Here is a 14,592-nt window from a genome sequence, read left to right on the forward strand (position 1 = left end):
ACGGGGCGCGGGTCAGGAGACCTGCGCGCGCACCATCAGCGGGTGGTGGTCCGAGGGCAGCGGCGCGACGAAGCGACCGCCGGACATCTTGCCCACGTTGGCCCACTGGTGGACGCGCGAGCGGCCCGGACGCACCCAGACCTTGTCCACGTGGTCGCCCCACGTCACACCGACGACGGGCTTCGTGGACCAGCGCGGGTTGGCGGTGTTGAAGTGCTGGCGCGACACCTTGAGCGCCTGCTCGTAGGCGTCGTAGAAGCCGTTGGCCTGCATCACCGTCTCGAGCCGGCTGTTGCCGGCGCGGCTGCGGTTGGTGTTGAAGTCGCCCAGGAGCACGACCGGCAGGTTGTGCAGGCGCTTGCCCCACCACGCCAGCTGGTTGCCGAGGTCGGTGAAGATCTGCGAGGTCTGGCGAGCCCGGACCGTGGCGTTGGAGCCGCCCTCGTCGACCTTGAGGTGGATGCCGACGAACACGACCGCCTGGCCGCTGGCCTTGTGGCGCAGCACCGACCAGGGCGCGTCCTTGCCCTCGGGCTCGGCGACGCCGTCGAGCGGCAGGACGCACGGCTCGACGCGGACCGGATCGCCCTCGTCGTCACGCACGACCTTGCCCGTGCGGGGGTCGACCTCGAGCGGGCACTCCGACGACTGCTGCGTGGCCGAGAGGCGCTGCGTGACCTGCTCGAAGGCGGCCGTGCGGTAGAAGATGCGGTTGTCCTTGCCGCCGAGCGTCTCGGTGTAGCCCGGGATCACGGCGTTCTTCCAGCGGCTGGCCTCCTGGACGGCCAGGACGTCGGGCTTGAGCCGCAGCACCTCGTTCACGACGAGCGGCTGGCGCGTCTCCCATGTGCTGCACGCGTTGGAGCAGACGTTGTAGCTCATGAGGCGGTAGACGGGGTGGCGCTTCGACCACAGCTTCGCGGTGGCGGCGGGGGTGACGCGGGCGATGCGCGCCGAGCGCTTGCCGGCCTTCGAGCCGTTCACGGCGCGGACCTGGATCCAGTACGTGCGGTTGCGCTTGAGCTTCGTGATCGTGGCCTTGCGCGACTTCACCTCGACGCGCGGCCTCTTGGCCTTGGCCACACCGGAGCGGCTGCCGGCGACGAACACCTGGTACTTCTTGGCCCGTGTGGCCTTCGGCCACGAGATGGAGATCTTGGCGTACTTCGTGCCGGACGAGTCGTACGGGGCGGCGCCGGTGACCGACACCAGCCCGACGGCGGCGGGCTTCTTGGAGGCCGCCTCGGCGGGGGTGCCGAGGGCGGCGGCGGTCAGGACGGCGACCACCGCGCAGGCCAGCAGACGAAGACGCATGGGCACGAGGGTAACTCGCGAGAGTCACATCAGTCACATCGTTTTCGCCAGAACGACGGGACGGGACGTCAGTCCACGAGGCTGGGCGAGATGTCCGGGTCGATCTCGGCGGGCACCGTGACGATCGCCGTGGGCTCCTTCACGAGCTCCCCCTCCTCGCGGGGGAGGGCGACCGTGGCGGCGATCATGTTGTGGTCGGAGAGCCACGGTCCGACGTAGGTGGTGCCGTTCAGGTTGGCGAACTGGCGCCAGGACGGAACCTCCCAGTCGTCGGAGACGTAGACGTGGTCGACGTGGTCGGCCGACATGATCGCCTTGTCGCCGCGACGGCTGCCGGTGTTGACCTGGGCGTTCTCGGTCTCCTCGGCGACCTCGACGGAGTCGCGCAGGCCGTTCGCGCGCACGATCGGGCCGACGGTGTCGCCGCGGCGGTGGGTGCCGGAGTTGAAGTCGCCCGCCATCAGCACGGGGTCGTCGTCCGGGTTGACCGAGGCGAGGCTGCCCATGAGCGAGCGCATCTCGTCGGCGCGCTTGCCCGTGTTGTCGTGCCCGCTGAGCAGGTGCACGCTGACGACGACGAAGGGCCGCTCGGTCTCCTTGTCGACGAGGCGGGCCCACGTGGCCCAGCGTCCGTGTCCGATCGACCAGCGGCCGCCGGCGAGCTGCTCGAACTTCTGCGACGAGTAGAGGATGTAGCGCGAGTTGCCACCGCCCTCGGCCGCCACGAGCTCGCTCGGACCGCCGCTGAAGGCGGCGCGGGTGGTGGGGCCGACGCGCTGGCCGCCGGCCTCCTGCAGCGTCATGATGTCGACCTTCGAGGCGTGCACCTGCGCCGCCTGGTCGCCCACGCGGCCGCCGAAGCCCTTGCACGCCTCCGCGCAGATGTTCCACGAGCCGACCGTGAACTGCGACGCCTCGGGCGGCGTGGTGATCTTCGTGGGCGGGCCGAACTCGCTCACGCCGGCGTCGCCGACGGCGCGGACCCGCACGTAGTAGGTCTGCTCGGGCTTGAGCGACGAGGTGGCGAACGCGGTGCCGCCCTTCGCGAGCCGGCGCACCTTGGCGGGGAGCTGGTTGCGCTTCTTGGACACGGCGACGTCGTAGGTGGTGGCGTAGTCGGCCTTGCGCCACTTCACGACGGCGCCGTCGGGCGCCGTGGCCTTGACCTTCGGCTTGCGCGGCACGTCGGGGAGCAGGGTGACGGTGCCCTCGACCGCGAGCTCGGTGGCGCCCTCGTCGACCGCCTCGACGCGGTAGCTCACCCGGCCCTTCGGGTCGGCGGCCTTCGGCGCGGGCAGCACGGCCTGCGGCTCGGTGGTGAGGATCGTGCGGTCGGGCCGGGTGAGGTCGTCACCGAGACTGACGCGGTACTGGGTGCCGTTGCCGGCCCAGACCAGCGAGACGGCGCTCGGGTCGACGTCGACCGACGTGACCTTGAGGTACGGGGTCTCGAGCCCGGCGAGCGCGACCACGGGACCGTTCCCCTCGGGATCGGTGGTGGCGGCCAGGAGTCCGGCGGCGGCGGTCAGCACCAAGCCCGCGCCGACAAGGCACGAGGTTCGGAAAAGACCGGGCACGAGGGCATCTTACGGGGTTCCGACGAGCAGCCTCGCGACGACGGGATTGTGGTCGGACGGGAACGGCATCGCGTACTCGCGACCGTTGGCGGTCTCGATGAAGTTCGCGGGCATCGACCACGCCTCGACGGTGATCCCGGCGACCGGGACGAAGATCGCGTCGACGTGGTGACCGTTCGACTTGGGCACCGGGACGCCGCCGTTGGCGCTGTTCAGCTCGGCGTTCGAGATCTGCGCCGCGCGGTCGAGCGAGTTGACGATCCCGTGCCGGGCGAAGCGCTGCTGGGGCGCGTCGAAGCCGCCCGGGTAGTTGCTCTGGTTGGCGTTCGACTCGTTGGAGTTGAAGTCGCCGCCCCAGACCACGGGCAGCCGGTGGGGGTTGATCGCGTTGACCTTCGAGATCAGCCGCGCGGTCTGCTGGAGGCGCAGCTGGTCGCGGGCGGCGCCCTTGTGCGGCTCGAGGTGCGAGTTGGTGACGATGAACGCGGTGCCGGTGCGGCGGTCGCGCAGCAGGTTCCAGGTGGCGTAGCGCCCCGTCCTGGAGTCCAGCGTCAGGCCGCCGCCGTCGAGCGAGGTGAACCGCGAGGACTTGAAGTAGATCGTCTTGGCGCTCTTGTAGGCGCCCTTGCGGAAGCCGGGCAGCTGCGTGTGGAAGGCGGTCTTGGTGGCCGACTCCTGTGTGAGGACGATGTCGGGCGAGGCCGAGCGGACCACGGCGCCGGCGAGCGGCTTGCGCACCGACCACTTCGGCACGTTCCGCAGGAACCAGGCGCCGCTGTCGGACGTGCGGCACTTGTCCTCGCCGCACAGGTTGTACGTGGCGACGGTGGCGCGGGTCGCGACGGGAGCCAGCTTGGTGCGCGTCGCGGGGCCCCATGGGCCCTTGACCGCGCCGTTGACGCCCCGGACGCGGGCGAAGTACGTCATGCCGCCGTTGAGTCCGGTGACCTTGGCGCCGAAGCCACGACGGCTGGCGGTGATGACCTTGCCGCGGAACGAGCGGTTGGTGGACAGCTGGACCTGGTAGCTGGAGGCGCTCGTGGCACGGTTCCAGCGGAAGGTCAGGTAGTGGCCCTGGCCGCCCGTGACGCGGTGCGTCGGGCCCTTGCCGACCTTGAGGTTGGCCTTCTTCCAGCGGGTGGACGGGCCCTGGCGCTTCCCGCGGTACGACGTGAGGCGGTAGTAGAAGTCGGTGCCGGAGTTCGGGCGCAGCTTGTGGAAGGTGACCCCGGTCTTGCGGGTCGTGACCTTGCGGATGCACGACTTGGCGCGCGGGGACGTCTTCACGCAGATCGCGACCTTCGTCGCCCGGGCGGGACGCTTCCACCGGATCGTCAGGGTCGAGGTGTACGTCTTGGCGCGCAACACCGTGACCTTGGCGGGCTTCTTCGGGGCGGCCTCGGCGGCGGTGGAGGGGGCCAGCAGCAGGGTGCCGGTGACGGCGAGGGCGAGCAGGGCGCGCCGGAGCAGCGTGAAGTTCATGGAGATCTGACGGGTGTGAGAGAGGGAGGTGCGCCACCCGAGGGCACATCGGCCACCACAGGCTAACCCGAGTCACTCCCGTTTCTCGTATCGCGCCGTTCGTGTCCGGTGCATCACACTTGCTTGCATTCGCTAACTATTGCAAGCACGCTGGAGACATGGGGAAGCTGAACATGCCAGATGCCGTCGGCTCGGCCGTCGGGTCGCTCGGCGAGTACTTGCGTGACCAGCGGACCCAGGCGCAGATGTCATTGCGACAGCTGGCCGAGCTCGCGGACGTCTCGAATCCGTACCTCAGCCAGATCGAGCGTGGACTGCGCAAACCGTCCGCCGAGGTGCTGCAGCAGATCGCGAAGGCACTGAGGATCTCGGCCGAGTCGCTCTACGTCCGTGCCGGCATCCTCGATGCCGAGCGCGCCGGGGAGACCTCGGTCGAGGACGCCATCGACCGCGACCCGCGGTTGACCGCGCGCCAGAAGTCGGCGTTGCGGGACATCTACCGTTCGTTCGTCGGAACCGCAGACCTCGAGGAGAACTCATGAGCATCACCGACACCATCAACGCCCAGATCAAGTCCATCCTGGACGACATCGCCGCCCTGCCGTCCACCGTCAAGGGCTTCGACGTCGCCACCCTGCAGAAGAAGGCCGAGACCCTCGCGCAGACCGCGCTCGGCTCCGCCACCGCCGCCTACTCCGACCTCGTGAAGAAGAGCGACGACCTGCGCACCCTGGCCAAGGGCCTGACCATCGACGACGTGAAGACGGCCGCCGACGACCTCGCCGCGCGCGCCGAGGTGTTCGTGTCCGAGCTCCGCGGCAAGGTCGAGGACGTCAAGGTCGACGACCTCAAGACCGCCGTCGACGACTTCCGCGAGAAGGCCGACGACCTGGTCGACGACCTCAAGGGCAAGGCCGAGGAGATCATCGACGAGCTCACCGCCAAGGCCGAGGACCTCACCGGCAAGGCCGCCGAGGCCGTCGAGGACGCCACGGAGTCCGCCGGCGCCGCTGCCGCCTCGTTCGCCAGCTCGGCCCGCATCCGCAAGGCCACCGCTCCCGCGTCGTCCGCCAAGCCGGCTGCCGCCAAGAAGAGCCCGGCGAAGTCCGCCGCGACCAAGAAGTCGTCGTCGGCCGCCAAGACGGCCGCGAAGAAGGAGACGGCCTCGTCCAAGTCGACCACCGCCAAGAAGGCCCCGGCCAAGAAGGCGACCGGCTCGGGCACCGCCGCGAAGAAGACGACCGCCACGAAGACGGCCGCGAAGAAGACCGCTGCGAAGAAGTCGGCCCCGGCCACGAAGACGGCCGCGAAGAAGACGACCGCCGCCAAGAAGGCGCCGGCGAAGAAGTCGTCGACCGCGTCGAACGGCTCCGGGACCACCGCGTCCTGACGCCTGCATCCCACGGAAACAGCGGTGGGCACCACCTCAGGGTGGTGCCCACCGTAGTCTTCCCCCCATGGAGTTGGCTCTCGTGACCCCGGCGATCTGGTGGCTGCTGCTGTGCACGAAGGTCTTCGCCCTGGTCGACTGCGTCCGGCGCAAGCCCTATGACTTCGAGATGGCCGGCACGCTGCCGAAGAACGTCTGGCTGATCATCCTGCCGCTGGCGATCTTCGTCGACATCATCTGGCGCAACCCCATCGGCATCCTGCCGCTGGCCGGCACGGTGGCCGCGCTCGTGTACCTCGCGCAGACGCGGGGCTCGGGCTACTGACCCTCGCCCCGCGCGCGCTCAGCGCCGGCCGGCGTGCAGCCGGGCCTTGCGGAACCCGTCGAACGCCTCCCAGACGGTGACCAGTCCCACGATCACCGCGGTGCCGGTGAGCACCTTCTCCACGATCTCGGGGTCCCAGTCGAGGTGCGCGACGAGCTCGGGGTTGACGATCGACCCGTCCAGCAGCAGGACGATGGTCGGGATCCCGAACAGCAGCGCGAGGCCGAGGTTCGCCCACGCCGCCGCCCACGTGTAGCCGGTGCGGTGGATCCAGAGCAGGTGCCCGAGCTCCAGCGTGAGCGTCACGAGGACGAGCGGCAGGTACCAGCTCCACAGCTCGGGGTCCGCCATCGGGATCCGCTCGCCGTCGTCGAAGAACGGCGAGCCGACGTGCTGCCAGATGAGCATCGCGGCGAACGCCGGCAGGAAGATCAGCCCGGCCACGAGGTCGGCGGTGTTCGTGCCGGTGTCCGGGTCGGGCAGCTGGTCGACCGACCAGGTCTCGACGCCGTCGACCGAGGTGCCCAGCCAGTCCAAGACCGCGAACACGAGCGTGGTCCAGAAGACCAGGTGCACGACCATCTCGAGGAGCGTCCAGATGCCGCCGCCGATGATCGACCCGATCGAGTCGCCCTCGAAGGCGCCGACGATCACGGTGACGGCCGTGACGAGCGGCGCGACGATGGCGACGAGGATCGTCGTCAGGCGCAGCCACGGGAAGAACAGGCGCGGCCCGATGAGCGCGGGCTCGCGGCCCGTGTAGTCGACGGCGACGCGCAGCGGGTCACCGAGCTCCTCGAGCGTCTCGCGCTCGGCGTCCGGGTGTCCTCCGCGGGCGGCGACGGTGTCGCCGATGCGCTCGCGCAGCTCGGCGGCGACCTCGTCCTTCGTGCGTCCGGGCAGCCAGCGCGTGGCGGCGTGGACGTAGCGGTCGGTGAGCGTGGTGGTCATGCGGTTCCTCCGGTGGTGAGCCGCCCCAGGGCGGTGTCGATCTCGTGCCAGTCGGCGAGCAGGGCGGCGGCGAGCCGCTCGCCCTCGGCGCTCGTGCGGTAGAACTTCCGCGGCCGCGCCACCTCGGTGTTCCACTCGCTGGTGAGCAGGCCCTGCTTCTCGAGGCGACGCAGCAGCGGGTAGAGGGTGTTGCCGTCCACGGCGATGCCGGCGGCGCCCAGCGACTCGAGGAGGCCGTAGCCGTACCCGGGCTCGCGCAGGCTCAGCAGCGAGGCCAGCACCACGGTTCCGCGGCGCAGCTCCTGCAGGTGTTGCTGGGTCAACTCGTCCATGCGTCACACCATAGTGTGCGACGCACACTATGCGCAAGACGCACAGGTTGGACCTCGAGTGACGGAAACCGACGAACCCCTCCCCGGCGAGGCCGGAGAGGGGTTCGGAGAAGGCGCGGAGCGCTTACTTGCGCTTGCGGGCGGTGCGGGCGCGCTCGCCCGCGTCGAGGATCACCTTGCGGATGCGCACGTTGCTCGGCGTGACCTCGACGCACTCGTCCTCGCGGCAGAACTCCAGGCACTGCTCGAGCGAGAGCTTCTTCGGCGGGATGACCTTCTCGAAGTTGTCCGAGGTGGCCGAGCGGATGTTGGTCTGCTTCTTCTCCTTGGTGATGTTGACGTCCATGTCGTCGTCACGGGAGTTCTCGCCGACGATCATGCCCTCGTAGACCTCGGTGGAGGGCTCGACGAACAGCGTGCCGCGCTCCTGCAGGTTGGTCATCGCGAAGGAGGTGACGGCGCCGGCGCGGTCGGCCACGAGCGAGCCCGAGGGGCGCGTCGAGATCTCGCCGAACCAGGGCTCGTAGCCCTCGGAGATGTGGTGGGCGATGCCGGTGCCGCGGGTGTCGGTGAGGAACTCGGTGCGGAAGCCGATCAGGCCACGCGCCGGGACCAGGAACTCCATGCGGACCCAGCCGGTGCCGTGGTTGACCATCTGCTCCATGCGGCCCTTACGGACGGCCAGCAGCTGGGTGATCGTGCCGAGGTACTCCTCGGGGGCGTCGATCGTCAGGCGCTCGACGGGCTCGTGCAGCTTGCCGTCGATCTCGCGGGTGACGACCTGCGGCTTGCCGACGGTGAGCTCGTAGCCCTCGCGGCGCATCTGCTCGACGAGGATCGCCAGCGCGAGCTCGCCGCGGCCCTGGACCTCCCAGGCGTCGGGGCGGTCGGTGGGCAGCACGCGGATCGACACGTTGCCGATCAGCTCGGCGTCGAGGCGGTCCTTGACGAGGCGGGCGGTGACCTTGGTGCCCTTCTCGCGGCCGGCGAGCGGCGACGTGTTGGTGCCGATGGTCATCGAGATCGCGGGCTCGTCGACGTGGATGAGCGGCAGCGCGATCGGGTTCTCCGGGTCGGCGAGCGTCTCACCGATGTTGATCTCGCTGATGCCGGCGATGGCGACGATGTCGCCGGGGCCGGCGGACTCGCCCGGCTTGCGGTCGAGCGCCTCGGTGACGAGCAGCTCGGTGATCTTGACCCGCTCGACCGAGCCGTCGCGCTTCATCCACGCGACCTGCTGGCCCTTCTTGAGCTCGCCCTCCTCGACGCGCACGAGCGCGAGACGACCGAGGAAGGGGGAGGAGTCGAGGTTGGTGACGTGGGCCTGGAGCGGCGCGCCCTCGGTGAACTCGGGGGCGGGGACGTGCTCCATGATCGTCTGGAACAGCGGGATCAGGTTGTCGCCATCGGGCAGCGTGCCGTCCTCGGGCTTCTCCAGCGAGGCGACGCCCGCCTTGCCGGAGGCGTAGACGACGGGGAAGTCCAGCGCGTCGTCCGCCGCGTCCTCGGGCAGCAGGTCCATGAAGAGGTCGTAGGTCTCGTCGACGACCTCGGCGATGCGGGCGTCGGGGCGGTCGACCTTGTTGACCACGAGGATGACCGGCATCTTCGCCAGCAGCGCCTTGCGCAGCACGAAGCGGGTCTGGGGGAGCGGGCCCTCGGAGGCGTCGACCAGCAGCACGACCGCGTCGACCATCGACAGGCCGCGCTCGACCTCGCCGCCGAAGTCGGCGTGGCCGGGCGTGTCGATGATGTTGATGGTGACGGTCTTGCCGGGGATGTCCTCGGTGCCGGGTCCGGAGTACTTCACGGCGGTGTTCTTCGCGAGGATCGTGATGCCCTTCTCGCGCTCGAGATCACCGGAGTCCATGACCCGTTCGGTCACTTCCTGGTGCTCGGCGTAGGCGCCCTGCTGCTGGAGCATCGCGTCGACGAGAGTGGTCTTGCCGTGGTCGACGTGGGCGACGATGGCGACATTGCGCAGATCAGAGCGTGTAGGCACTCGCCCAATCCTACGGCAGTGCGGGAAACTCCTTGTCCACGCGGGGCGTAACGAAGGTCACGGTTCCGCAATAGTTGCATGTGCGTTAGTATTTCCCGGTCATGACCCAGTCACCCCATGCCTGCGCGTTCGAAGCCGTCCGAGGATTCCTCGGGCGGGTGTTCACGACGGCCGAGGGCGAGTCGCTGGAGTCCGTGGCGGGACTCGACCTGTCGTTCACGCAGGCGCGGCTCTCGTTCGTGCTCGCCCACTACGAGCACCCCGTCGCCATCGGCGACCTGGCCGAGTCGGTCGGGCTCTCGCCGGCGGCCGCGGGGCGGAACATCCAGCAGCTGGTGCGCAAGAAGCTCGTCGTGCGCACCGAGAACCCCGAGGACCGGCGGGTCAAGCTCGTCACCCTCACCGACCGTGGACGCAGCCTGGCGCAGAGCCACCTGAAGTCCAAGGAGGACGCCGTGCGCACGCTGCTCGGCACCCTCGACACCGATCAGTGCCTCGCGCTCGTCGAGGCCCTCAAGCCCCTTGCGAAAGAAGAATCAGATGTCAGCCAGTCCTCCTGAAGGAGTCGCCGCCGACGACGACAAGATCACTCCGGAGATCCTCAAGGTCGCCGGCGTGGTCGTGCTCGGCGCGATCATGTCGATCCTCGACGTCACCGTCGTCAACGTAGCCCTGCCCACGTTCCAGACCGAGCTGTCCACCGACGGCGAGCCGCTCAAGTATGCGACCGTCGCCTGGACCGCCACCGCCTACATGCTGGCCCTCGCGGCCGTCATCCCGCTGACGGGCTGGGCGGCCGACCGCTTCGGCACCAAGCGCCTCTACATGACCGCGATCGCGCTGTTCACCCTCGGCTCGGTGCTGTGCGCCGCGGCCTGGAACATCGAGTCGCTCATCGCCTTCCGCGTCCTGCAGGGCCTCGGCGGCGGCATGCTCATGCCCCTCGGCATGACGATCATGACCCGGGCGGCCGGCCCGCACCGCATGGGTCGCCTCATGGCGATCCTGGGCATCCCGATGCTGCTGGGCCCGATCCTCGGCCCCATCATCGGCGGCATCCTCATCGACGCCGCGTCGTGGCACTGGGTGTTCCTCATCAACCTGCCCATCGGCCTCATCGGCCTGGTCTACGCCGCGCGCGTGCTGCCCAAGGACGCCCCCGAGCCCAGCGAGTCGCTCGACGTGATCGGCATGCTGCTCATGTCGCCGGGCCTGGCCCTGCTGCTCTACGGCATCTCGTCCATCCCGGGCGAGGGCACCGCCATGGCCACCAAGGTCATCGTCCCCACGGTCATCGGCGTGCTGCTCATCGGCGCGTTCGTCGTGTGGTCGTTCCGTCCGAAGCACCCGTTGCTGGACCTGCGCCTGCTCGGGAACCGCAACCTGCGGGTCTCGCTCATCGTGATGTTCCTGTTCGCCGGCGCCTTCTTCGGCGCGCTGCTGCTGGTGCCCACGTACTTCCAGCAGGTCCACGGCGAGTCGGTCATGATGGCCGGCATCCTGGTGGCCCCGCAGGGCATCGGCGCGATGCTGACGATGCCGATCGCCGGCTCGCTCGTCGACCGGGTCCCGGTCGGCCGGATCGTCCCGTTCGGCTTCGCCGGCATCCTGGTCGGCATGTTCGGCGTCGCCCAGAGCACCGAGCCCAGCACGCCGTACTGGCAGATCATCGGCTGGCTGTTCGTCATGGGCCTGGGCATGGGTGCCACGATGATGCCGATCTTCACGTCGGCGCTCAAGACGCTCACCTCGCACGAGGTCGCCCGCGGCTCGACGCTGCTCAACGTCGTGCAGCAGGTCGCCAGCGCCTCCGGTATCGCGGTCATCTCGGTGGTCCTGACCAACGGCATGCAGAAGGGCTCGATCATCCCGGGCTCGGAGGCACTGCCCGGCGTCGACGAGGGCCTCACGCCCGCGCAGCTGGCGGCCGCGTCGCACACCGACCAGGGCTCGCAGCTGGTCTCGATGCTCGGCGTCTCGCCCGAGCAGCTGCAGGCAGGCTTCAACGACCTGGCCCACGCGTTCGAGCAGTCCTACTGGGTCGCCTTCGCGGTGCTCCTGGTGACGCTGATCCCGGTCGCGTTCCTGCCCCGCAAGAGCGAGCCCGTGAAGCTGCTCGACGACCAGGGTCACCCCCCGGTCGTCATGCACTGACGGTCACTCCCGCCACGACGGCCCACCCGGCTCCCGGGTGGGCCGTCGTCGTTCCCCGCAGGCCCCGCGGAGGACTACGCTGCAGCCGTGCCCGCCCTCGACCAGCTGCTCGCCTTCGCGCTCGCCTCGCTCGTGCTGATCCTCATCCCCGGCCCGAGCGTCCTGTTCGTGATCGGCCGATCGCTGGCGCACGGGCGCCGTGCCGGCATCCTCAGCGTGCTGGGCAACGGGCTCGGTGGACTGCCGGTGGTCCTGGCGGTCTCGCTGGGCCTGGGCGCGATCGTGGCCGGCTCGGCGGTCCTGTTCACGATCGTGAAGGTGCTGGGCGCCGGCTATCTCGTGTACCTGGGCGTGCAGGCGATGCGACACGCGTCGCTCTCGGTCAGCGCCGAGGTCGAGGGCCCCGAGGAGTCGCCCTGGCGGGCGCTGGGGGAGGGGTTCGTGGTCGGTGCGACCAACCCCAAGACCATCGTCTTCTTCGTCGCCGTGCTGCCGCAGTTCGTGAGCTTCGAGTCCGGCGCCATCGGCCTGCAGATGGCCGTGCTCGGCGTGCTCTTCCTGCTCATCGCGATCGTGTGCGACTCGGGCTGGGCGCTGCTGGCCGGCACCGCCCGCCAGTGGTTCACGGGCTCGCCGCGCCGGCTGGCGGCCGTGCGGCGCTCCGGCGGCGCGATGCTGGTGGGCCTCGGCGGCATCCTGCTGACCACCAGCCGCACCTGAGTCAGCGGCGACCGCGCTGGAGCGCGTCCCAGACCGCCTGGTCGGCGGTCTGGTAGGTCGGCAGCCCGACCGTCTTGCGGTAGGTCCGCACGGCCGTGGTGGTGCGGGCGTCGTAGATGCCCGTCACGTCCACCTTCTGGCCCGCCGCTCGCAGCGAGCGCTGCAGGCGGTGCACCGGCTCGCCGACCTTCCCGCGCTTGAGGGCGATCGGCGTCTTGCCGCGCGACAGCAGCGCCGTCCACACTGAGCGCGAGGCGGTGGAGGTCTGCGACCAGCCGAGCGAGGCGCGGTAGGAGTTCACCGCCTTCGTCGTGCGGGCGTTCCAGCGACCGGTGACGGTGGCGCCGTGACCGGCGCGCTTGAGCAGGCACTGGAGCAGCTTCACGTCGCCGCCGCGCGAGCCCGCCTTGAGGGTGCGGTAGCGGTTGAGCGTGGGCTTGATGCCGCAGACCTTCTGCTCCTTCTTGGCCTTGGAGCCGCCGCCGACGGTGAGGACGTTCTTGTCGATCAGCACCTTGCGTCCGCGGTAGGAGACCTCGACGTTGTTGTGGTACTGGTGCAGACGGTCGCGCTTCCAGAACGTGTTCTGCAGGTAGGGACGCCCGTTCGTGTTCGCCTTCTTGTTCGTCCAGGCGAACCACATCTGGTCGGGGTAGTCGAAGTTCTTGGAGCCGGCGTGACGCACCTCGTCGACCGCCTGGATCGCGGCGGAGGCGCTCGAGTAGAGACCGACCTTGTAGCCGCGCTGGTGCACGCGCTGGACGAACGCGTCGATGAAGCTCAGCACCGCGGCGTTGCAGCGACGGTTCGCGCGGTCGTACCACTCGATGTCGAGGTAGACCGCGTTCTTCTTGGCGAAGCCGTAGCGGGCGGCGGCGCGCACGGCCTCGTCCGCGTCGGCGCGCGCCTGGGCACGGGCCTTCCCGCGGTCGTACGCCATGCGCTTCTTCGCGGACTTCGAGTCGAAGCAGGGCGCCTGGTAGCCGACGTGGATCGGCAGGAAGAGCCAGCCGCGCGACGCCTGCCGCTGGACCCACGCGGGGCTGAGGTACGGCTGCTTCGACTCGTCGCAGTAGCGCGAGTTGCCCGAGGTGTAGATGCCGACCACGGTGTACGGCGAGGCGACGTTCCACGCGTCCATGACGTCGTTCGAGGGAGCCACGCACGTGTCGAAGGCGTAGCCGCCGAAGCGCTTCGGCGAGCTCGGCTTCGCGGCGTGGGCGGGCGCCGCGAGCAGCGAGGCGGTGAGCAGCAGGCCGAGCACGACGACGAGTCGGCGGGCGACCTGGAGGACGGTGGAGCGCATCGTTCCAGCGTAGGTCGATGCGTCGCGGGCGTCGACACGCTTGCCCCAGAAAGCAAGAATCCCCGGTCGGGGACCGGGGATCTCGAGGTGGTGGCCAGGGCCGGGGTCGAACCGGCGACCTTCCGCTTTTCAGGCGGACGCTCGTACCAACTGAGCTACCTGGCCGTGCTCCGTGGAGCGACGTTCACCCTACCGCACGGCCACCGCGCCACCGAAATCGCCTCGGTCGCGTATCAGCGGCGGCGCAGGGTGCTCTCCGGTCGTGGGTGGCCGCGCCCGCGCGTCCCACCCCCGTTGCACCGCAGTCCCGAGAGAGAAGGCAGATGTCCCCCACCCCCTTGCTGCTGCCGGGTCAGGCCGCCGCGCCCGAAGGCCCCGCCGACATGACGATGATGTACGTCCTGCACCACGCGTTCCGGCGCGACCTGCGGGACTTCACCCGCGCCTCCGCGCACGCCGCCACCGACGACACCCCGCGCTGGATCCTGCTGGCCGAGCGCTGGTCGCTGTTCACGCACGAGCTGCACCAGCACCACACGAAGGAGGACGAGATCCTCTGGCCGCTGCTGCTCGAGCGGGTGCGCGCCGCGTCCGACGCGGAGTCCGAGCGCGTCCTGCACGAGATGGAGGCCGAGCACGCGGTCCTCGACCCGCTGCTGACGGCGGCATCCGCCGCCCTCCAGCGGCTCTCGGCCGGCGGCGACGTGCGCGCGCACGACCTGCTGTCGGACTCGCTCGAGGAGCTCGGCGAGGCACTGGACCAGCACCTGGGGCACGAGGAGAGCGCGGCCATCCCGATCCTGCACCGCTACGTGGGCGGCAGCGAGTGGGAGGAGCTCGAGCGCACCCGGTTCCGTCCGAAGCAGTCGCTCGCGCAGGCCCGGCTGTTCGTGCCGTGGGCGCTCAAGGGCCTCCCGGCCGACGCGGAGCACCGGGTGCTGAACCTCGGCGGCCCCGCGCTGCGCATCATCAACGCCCTCGGGCGCCGCAGGTTCCAGGCGCAGGAGACGGCGGCGTTCGGCGCGGCCTGAGCGCTCAC

The 14,592-nt window shown here is 69.9% G+C and carries 14 protein-coding genes and 1 tRNA gene; 7 read left to right on the forward strand and 8 right to left on the reverse strand.

Going from position 1 to position 14,592, the window contains the following annotated elements:
- Window positions 1-12: 12 nt before the first annotated feature.
- The 3 genes from ACK99Q_RS05665 to ACK99Q_RS05675 form a co-directional block, all read right to left on the reverse strand.
- Entirely contained in the window at window positions 13-1,314 is a 1,302-nt protein-coding gene (locus ACK99Q_RS05665) for an endonuclease/exonuclease/phosphatase family protein (protein WP_410185233.1), read from the reverse strand.
- A gap of 68 nt (window positions 1,315-1,382) precedes the next feature.
- Window positions 1,383-2,891 carry an endonuclease/exonuclease/phosphatase family protein gene (locus ACK99Q_RS05670; RefSeq protein ID WP_410185234.1) on the reverse strand — a complete coding sequence of 503 codons (1,509 nt, stop codon included), beginning with the start codon at window positions 2,889-2,891 and terminating at the stop codon, window positions 1,383-1,385.
- 9 nt (window positions 2,892-2,900) lie between these two features.
- Window positions 2,901-4,373, reverse strand: a complete 1,473-nt coding sequence (locus ACK99Q_RS05675) for a hypothetical protein (protein ID WP_410185235.1) — start codon at window positions 4,371-4,373, stop codon at window positions 2,901-2,903.
- Between the two features lie 158 nt (window positions 4,374-4,531).
- Between ACK99Q_RS05675 and ACK99Q_RS05680 the strand changes: the two genes are divergently transcribed.
- The 3 genes from ACK99Q_RS05680 (at window position 4,532) to ACK99Q_RS05690 (ending at window position 6,088) form a co-directional block, all read left to right on the forward strand.
- On the forward strand, window positions 4,532-4,915 hold the full coding sequence (locus ACK99Q_RS05680; RefSeq protein ID WP_410185236.1) for a helix-turn-helix domain-containing protein: 384 nt from the start codon (window positions 4,532-4,534) through the stop codon (window positions 4,913-4,915).
- Window positions 4,912-5,763, forward strand: a complete 852-nt coding sequence (locus tag ACK99Q_RS05685) for a hypothetical protein (protein ID WP_410185237.1) — start codon at window positions 4,912-4,914, stop codon at window positions 5,761-5,763. The genes ACK99Q_RS05680 and ACK99Q_RS05685 overlap by 4 nt, the downstream gene beginning before the upstream one ends.
- Window positions 5,764-5,830: 67 nt before the next feature.
- Window positions 5,831-6,088 (forward strand): DUF2516 family protein, encoded by a 258-nt coding sequence (locus ACK99Q_RS05690; protein ID WP_179427855.1) that lies wholly within the window; start codon window positions 5,831-5,833, stop codon window positions 6,086-6,088.
- 18 nt (window positions 6,089-6,106) lie between these two features.
- Here ACK99Q_RS05690 and ACK99Q_RS05695 read toward each other — a convergent pair whose 3' ends face one another.
- From ACK99Q_RS05695 to typA, 3 genes are all read right to left on the reverse strand, one after another.
- Window positions 6,107-7,039, reverse strand: coding sequence for a hypothetical protein (locus ACK99Q_RS05695; protein WP_410185238.1), 933 nt, complete (start codon window positions 7,037-7,039; stop codon window positions 6,107-6,109).
- Complete coding sequence (locus ACK99Q_RS05700; protein WP_410185239.1) at window positions 7,036-7,371, reverse strand: PadR family transcriptional regulator; 336 nt, start codon at window positions 7,369-7,371, stop codon at window positions 7,036-7,038. The genes ACK99Q_RS05695 and ACK99Q_RS05700 overlap by 4 nt, the downstream gene beginning before the upstream one ends.
- A 124-nt stretch (window positions 7,372-7,495) precedes the next feature.
- Window positions 7,496-9,373: a translational GTPase TypA gene (typA, locus tag ACK99Q_RS05705; protein ID WP_410185240.1), complete on the reverse strand. Its 1,878-nt coding sequence runs from the start codon at window positions 9,371-9,373 to the stop codon at window positions 7,496-7,498.
- 101 nt (window positions 9,374-9,474) lie between these two features.
- On the opposite strand from typA, the gene ACK99Q_RS05710 reads away from it, so the two are divergent.
- The 3 genes from ACK99Q_RS05710 (at window position 9,475) to ACK99Q_RS05720 (ending at window position 12,247) form a co-directional block, all read left to right on the forward strand.
- On the forward strand, window positions 9,475-9,933 hold the full coding sequence (locus ACK99Q_RS05710) for a MarR family winged helix-turn-helix transcriptional regulator (protein ID WP_269303982.1): 459 nt from the start codon (window positions 9,475-9,477) through the stop codon (window positions 9,931-9,933).
- On the forward strand, window positions 9,914-11,527 hold the full coding sequence (locus ACK99Q_RS05715; RefSeq protein WP_410185241.1) for a DHA2 family efflux MFS transporter permease subunit: 1,614 nt from the start codon (window positions 9,914-9,916) through the stop codon (window positions 11,525-11,527). The genes ACK99Q_RS05710 and ACK99Q_RS05715 overlap by 20 nt, the downstream gene beginning before the upstream one ends.
- An 87-nt stretch (window positions 11,528-11,614) precedes the next feature.
- Window positions 11,615-12,247 (forward strand): LysE family translocator, encoded by a 633-nt coding sequence (locus ACK99Q_RS05720; protein ID WP_410185242.1) that lies wholly within the window; start codon window positions 11,615-11,617, stop codon window positions 12,245-12,247.
- 1 nt (window position 12,248) lies between these two features.
- On the opposite strand, the gene ACK99Q_RS05725 is transcribed toward ACK99Q_RS05720, so the two are convergent.
- Together ACK99Q_RS05725 and ACK99Q_RS05730 are read right to left on the reverse strand one after the other, a co-directional pair.
- Entirely contained in the window at window positions 12,249-13,553 is a 1,305-nt protein-coding gene (locus ACK99Q_RS05725) for a glycoside hydrolase domain-containing protein (protein ID WP_410185243.1), read from the reverse strand.
- A gap of 88 nt (window positions 13,554-13,641) precedes the next feature.
- A tRNA-Phe gene (locus ACK99Q_RS05730) sits at window positions 13,642-13,718 on the reverse strand.
- Window positions 13,719-13,876: 158 nt separating this feature from the next.
- Between ACK99Q_RS05730 and ACK99Q_RS05735 the strand changes: the two genes are divergently transcribed.
- A complete protein-coding gene (locus ACK99Q_RS05735; RefSeq protein WP_410185244.1) occupies window positions 13,877-14,584 on the forward strand; it encodes a hemerythrin domain-containing protein in 708 nt (235 codons plus the stop codon).
- Window positions 14,585-14,592: the final 8 nt, after the last annotated feature.

This window comes from Aeromicrobium sp. MLTX1, from assembly GCF_046452335.1.
GTDB lineage: Bacteria > Actinomycetota > Actinomycetes > Propionibacteriales > Nocardioidaceae > Aeromicrobium.

Excerpts from the sequence above, each read along its gene's own strand:
- ACK99Q_RS05665 (WP_410185233.1), bottom strand. The coding sequence starts at position 1,314 with ATGCGTCTTCGTCTGCTGGCCTGCGCGGTGGTCGCCGTCCTGACCGCC.
- ACK99Q_RS05675 (WP_410185235.1), bottom strand. The coding sequence starts at position 4,373 with ATGAACTTCACGCTGCTCCGGCGCGCCCTGCTCGCCCTCGCCGTCACC.
- ACK99Q_RS05680 (WP_410185236.1), top strand. The coding sequence starts at position 4,532 with ATGGGGAAGCTGAACATGCCAGATGCCGTCGGCTCGGCCGTCGGGTCG.
- ACK99Q_RS05685 (WP_410185237.1), top strand. The coding sequence starts at position 4,912 with ATGAGCATCACCGACACCATCAACGCCCAGATCAAGTCCATCCTGGAC.
- ACK99Q_RS05690 (WP_179427855.1), top strand. The coding sequence starts at position 5,831 with ATGGAGTTGGCTCTCGTGACCCCGGCGATCTGGTGGCTGCTGCTGTGC.
- ACK99Q_RS05695 (WP_410185238.1), bottom strand. The coding sequence starts at position 7,039 with ATGACCACCACGCTCACCGACCGCTACGTCCACGCCGCCACGCGCTGG.
- ACK99Q_RS05700 (WP_410185239.1), bottom strand. The coding sequence starts at position 7,371 with ATGGACGAGTTGACCCAGCAACACCTGCAGGAGCTGCGCCGCGGAACC.
- ACK99Q_RS05710 (WP_269303982.1), top strand. The coding sequence starts at position 9,475 with ATGACCCAGTCACCCCATGCCTGCGCGTTCGAAGCCGTCCGAGGATTC.
- ACK99Q_RS05715 (WP_410185241.1), top strand. The coding sequence starts at position 9,914 with ATGTCAGCCAGTCCTCCTGAAGGAGTCGCCGCCGACGACGACAAGATC.
- ACK99Q_RS05725 (WP_410185243.1), bottom strand. The coding sequence starts at position 13,553 with ATGCGCTCCACCGTCCTCCAGGTCGCCCGCCGACTCGTCGTCGTGCTC.
- ACK99Q_RS05735 (WP_410185244.1), top strand. The coding sequence starts at position 13,877 with ATGTCCCCCACCCCCTTGCTGCTGCCGGGTCAGGCCGCCGCGCCCGAA.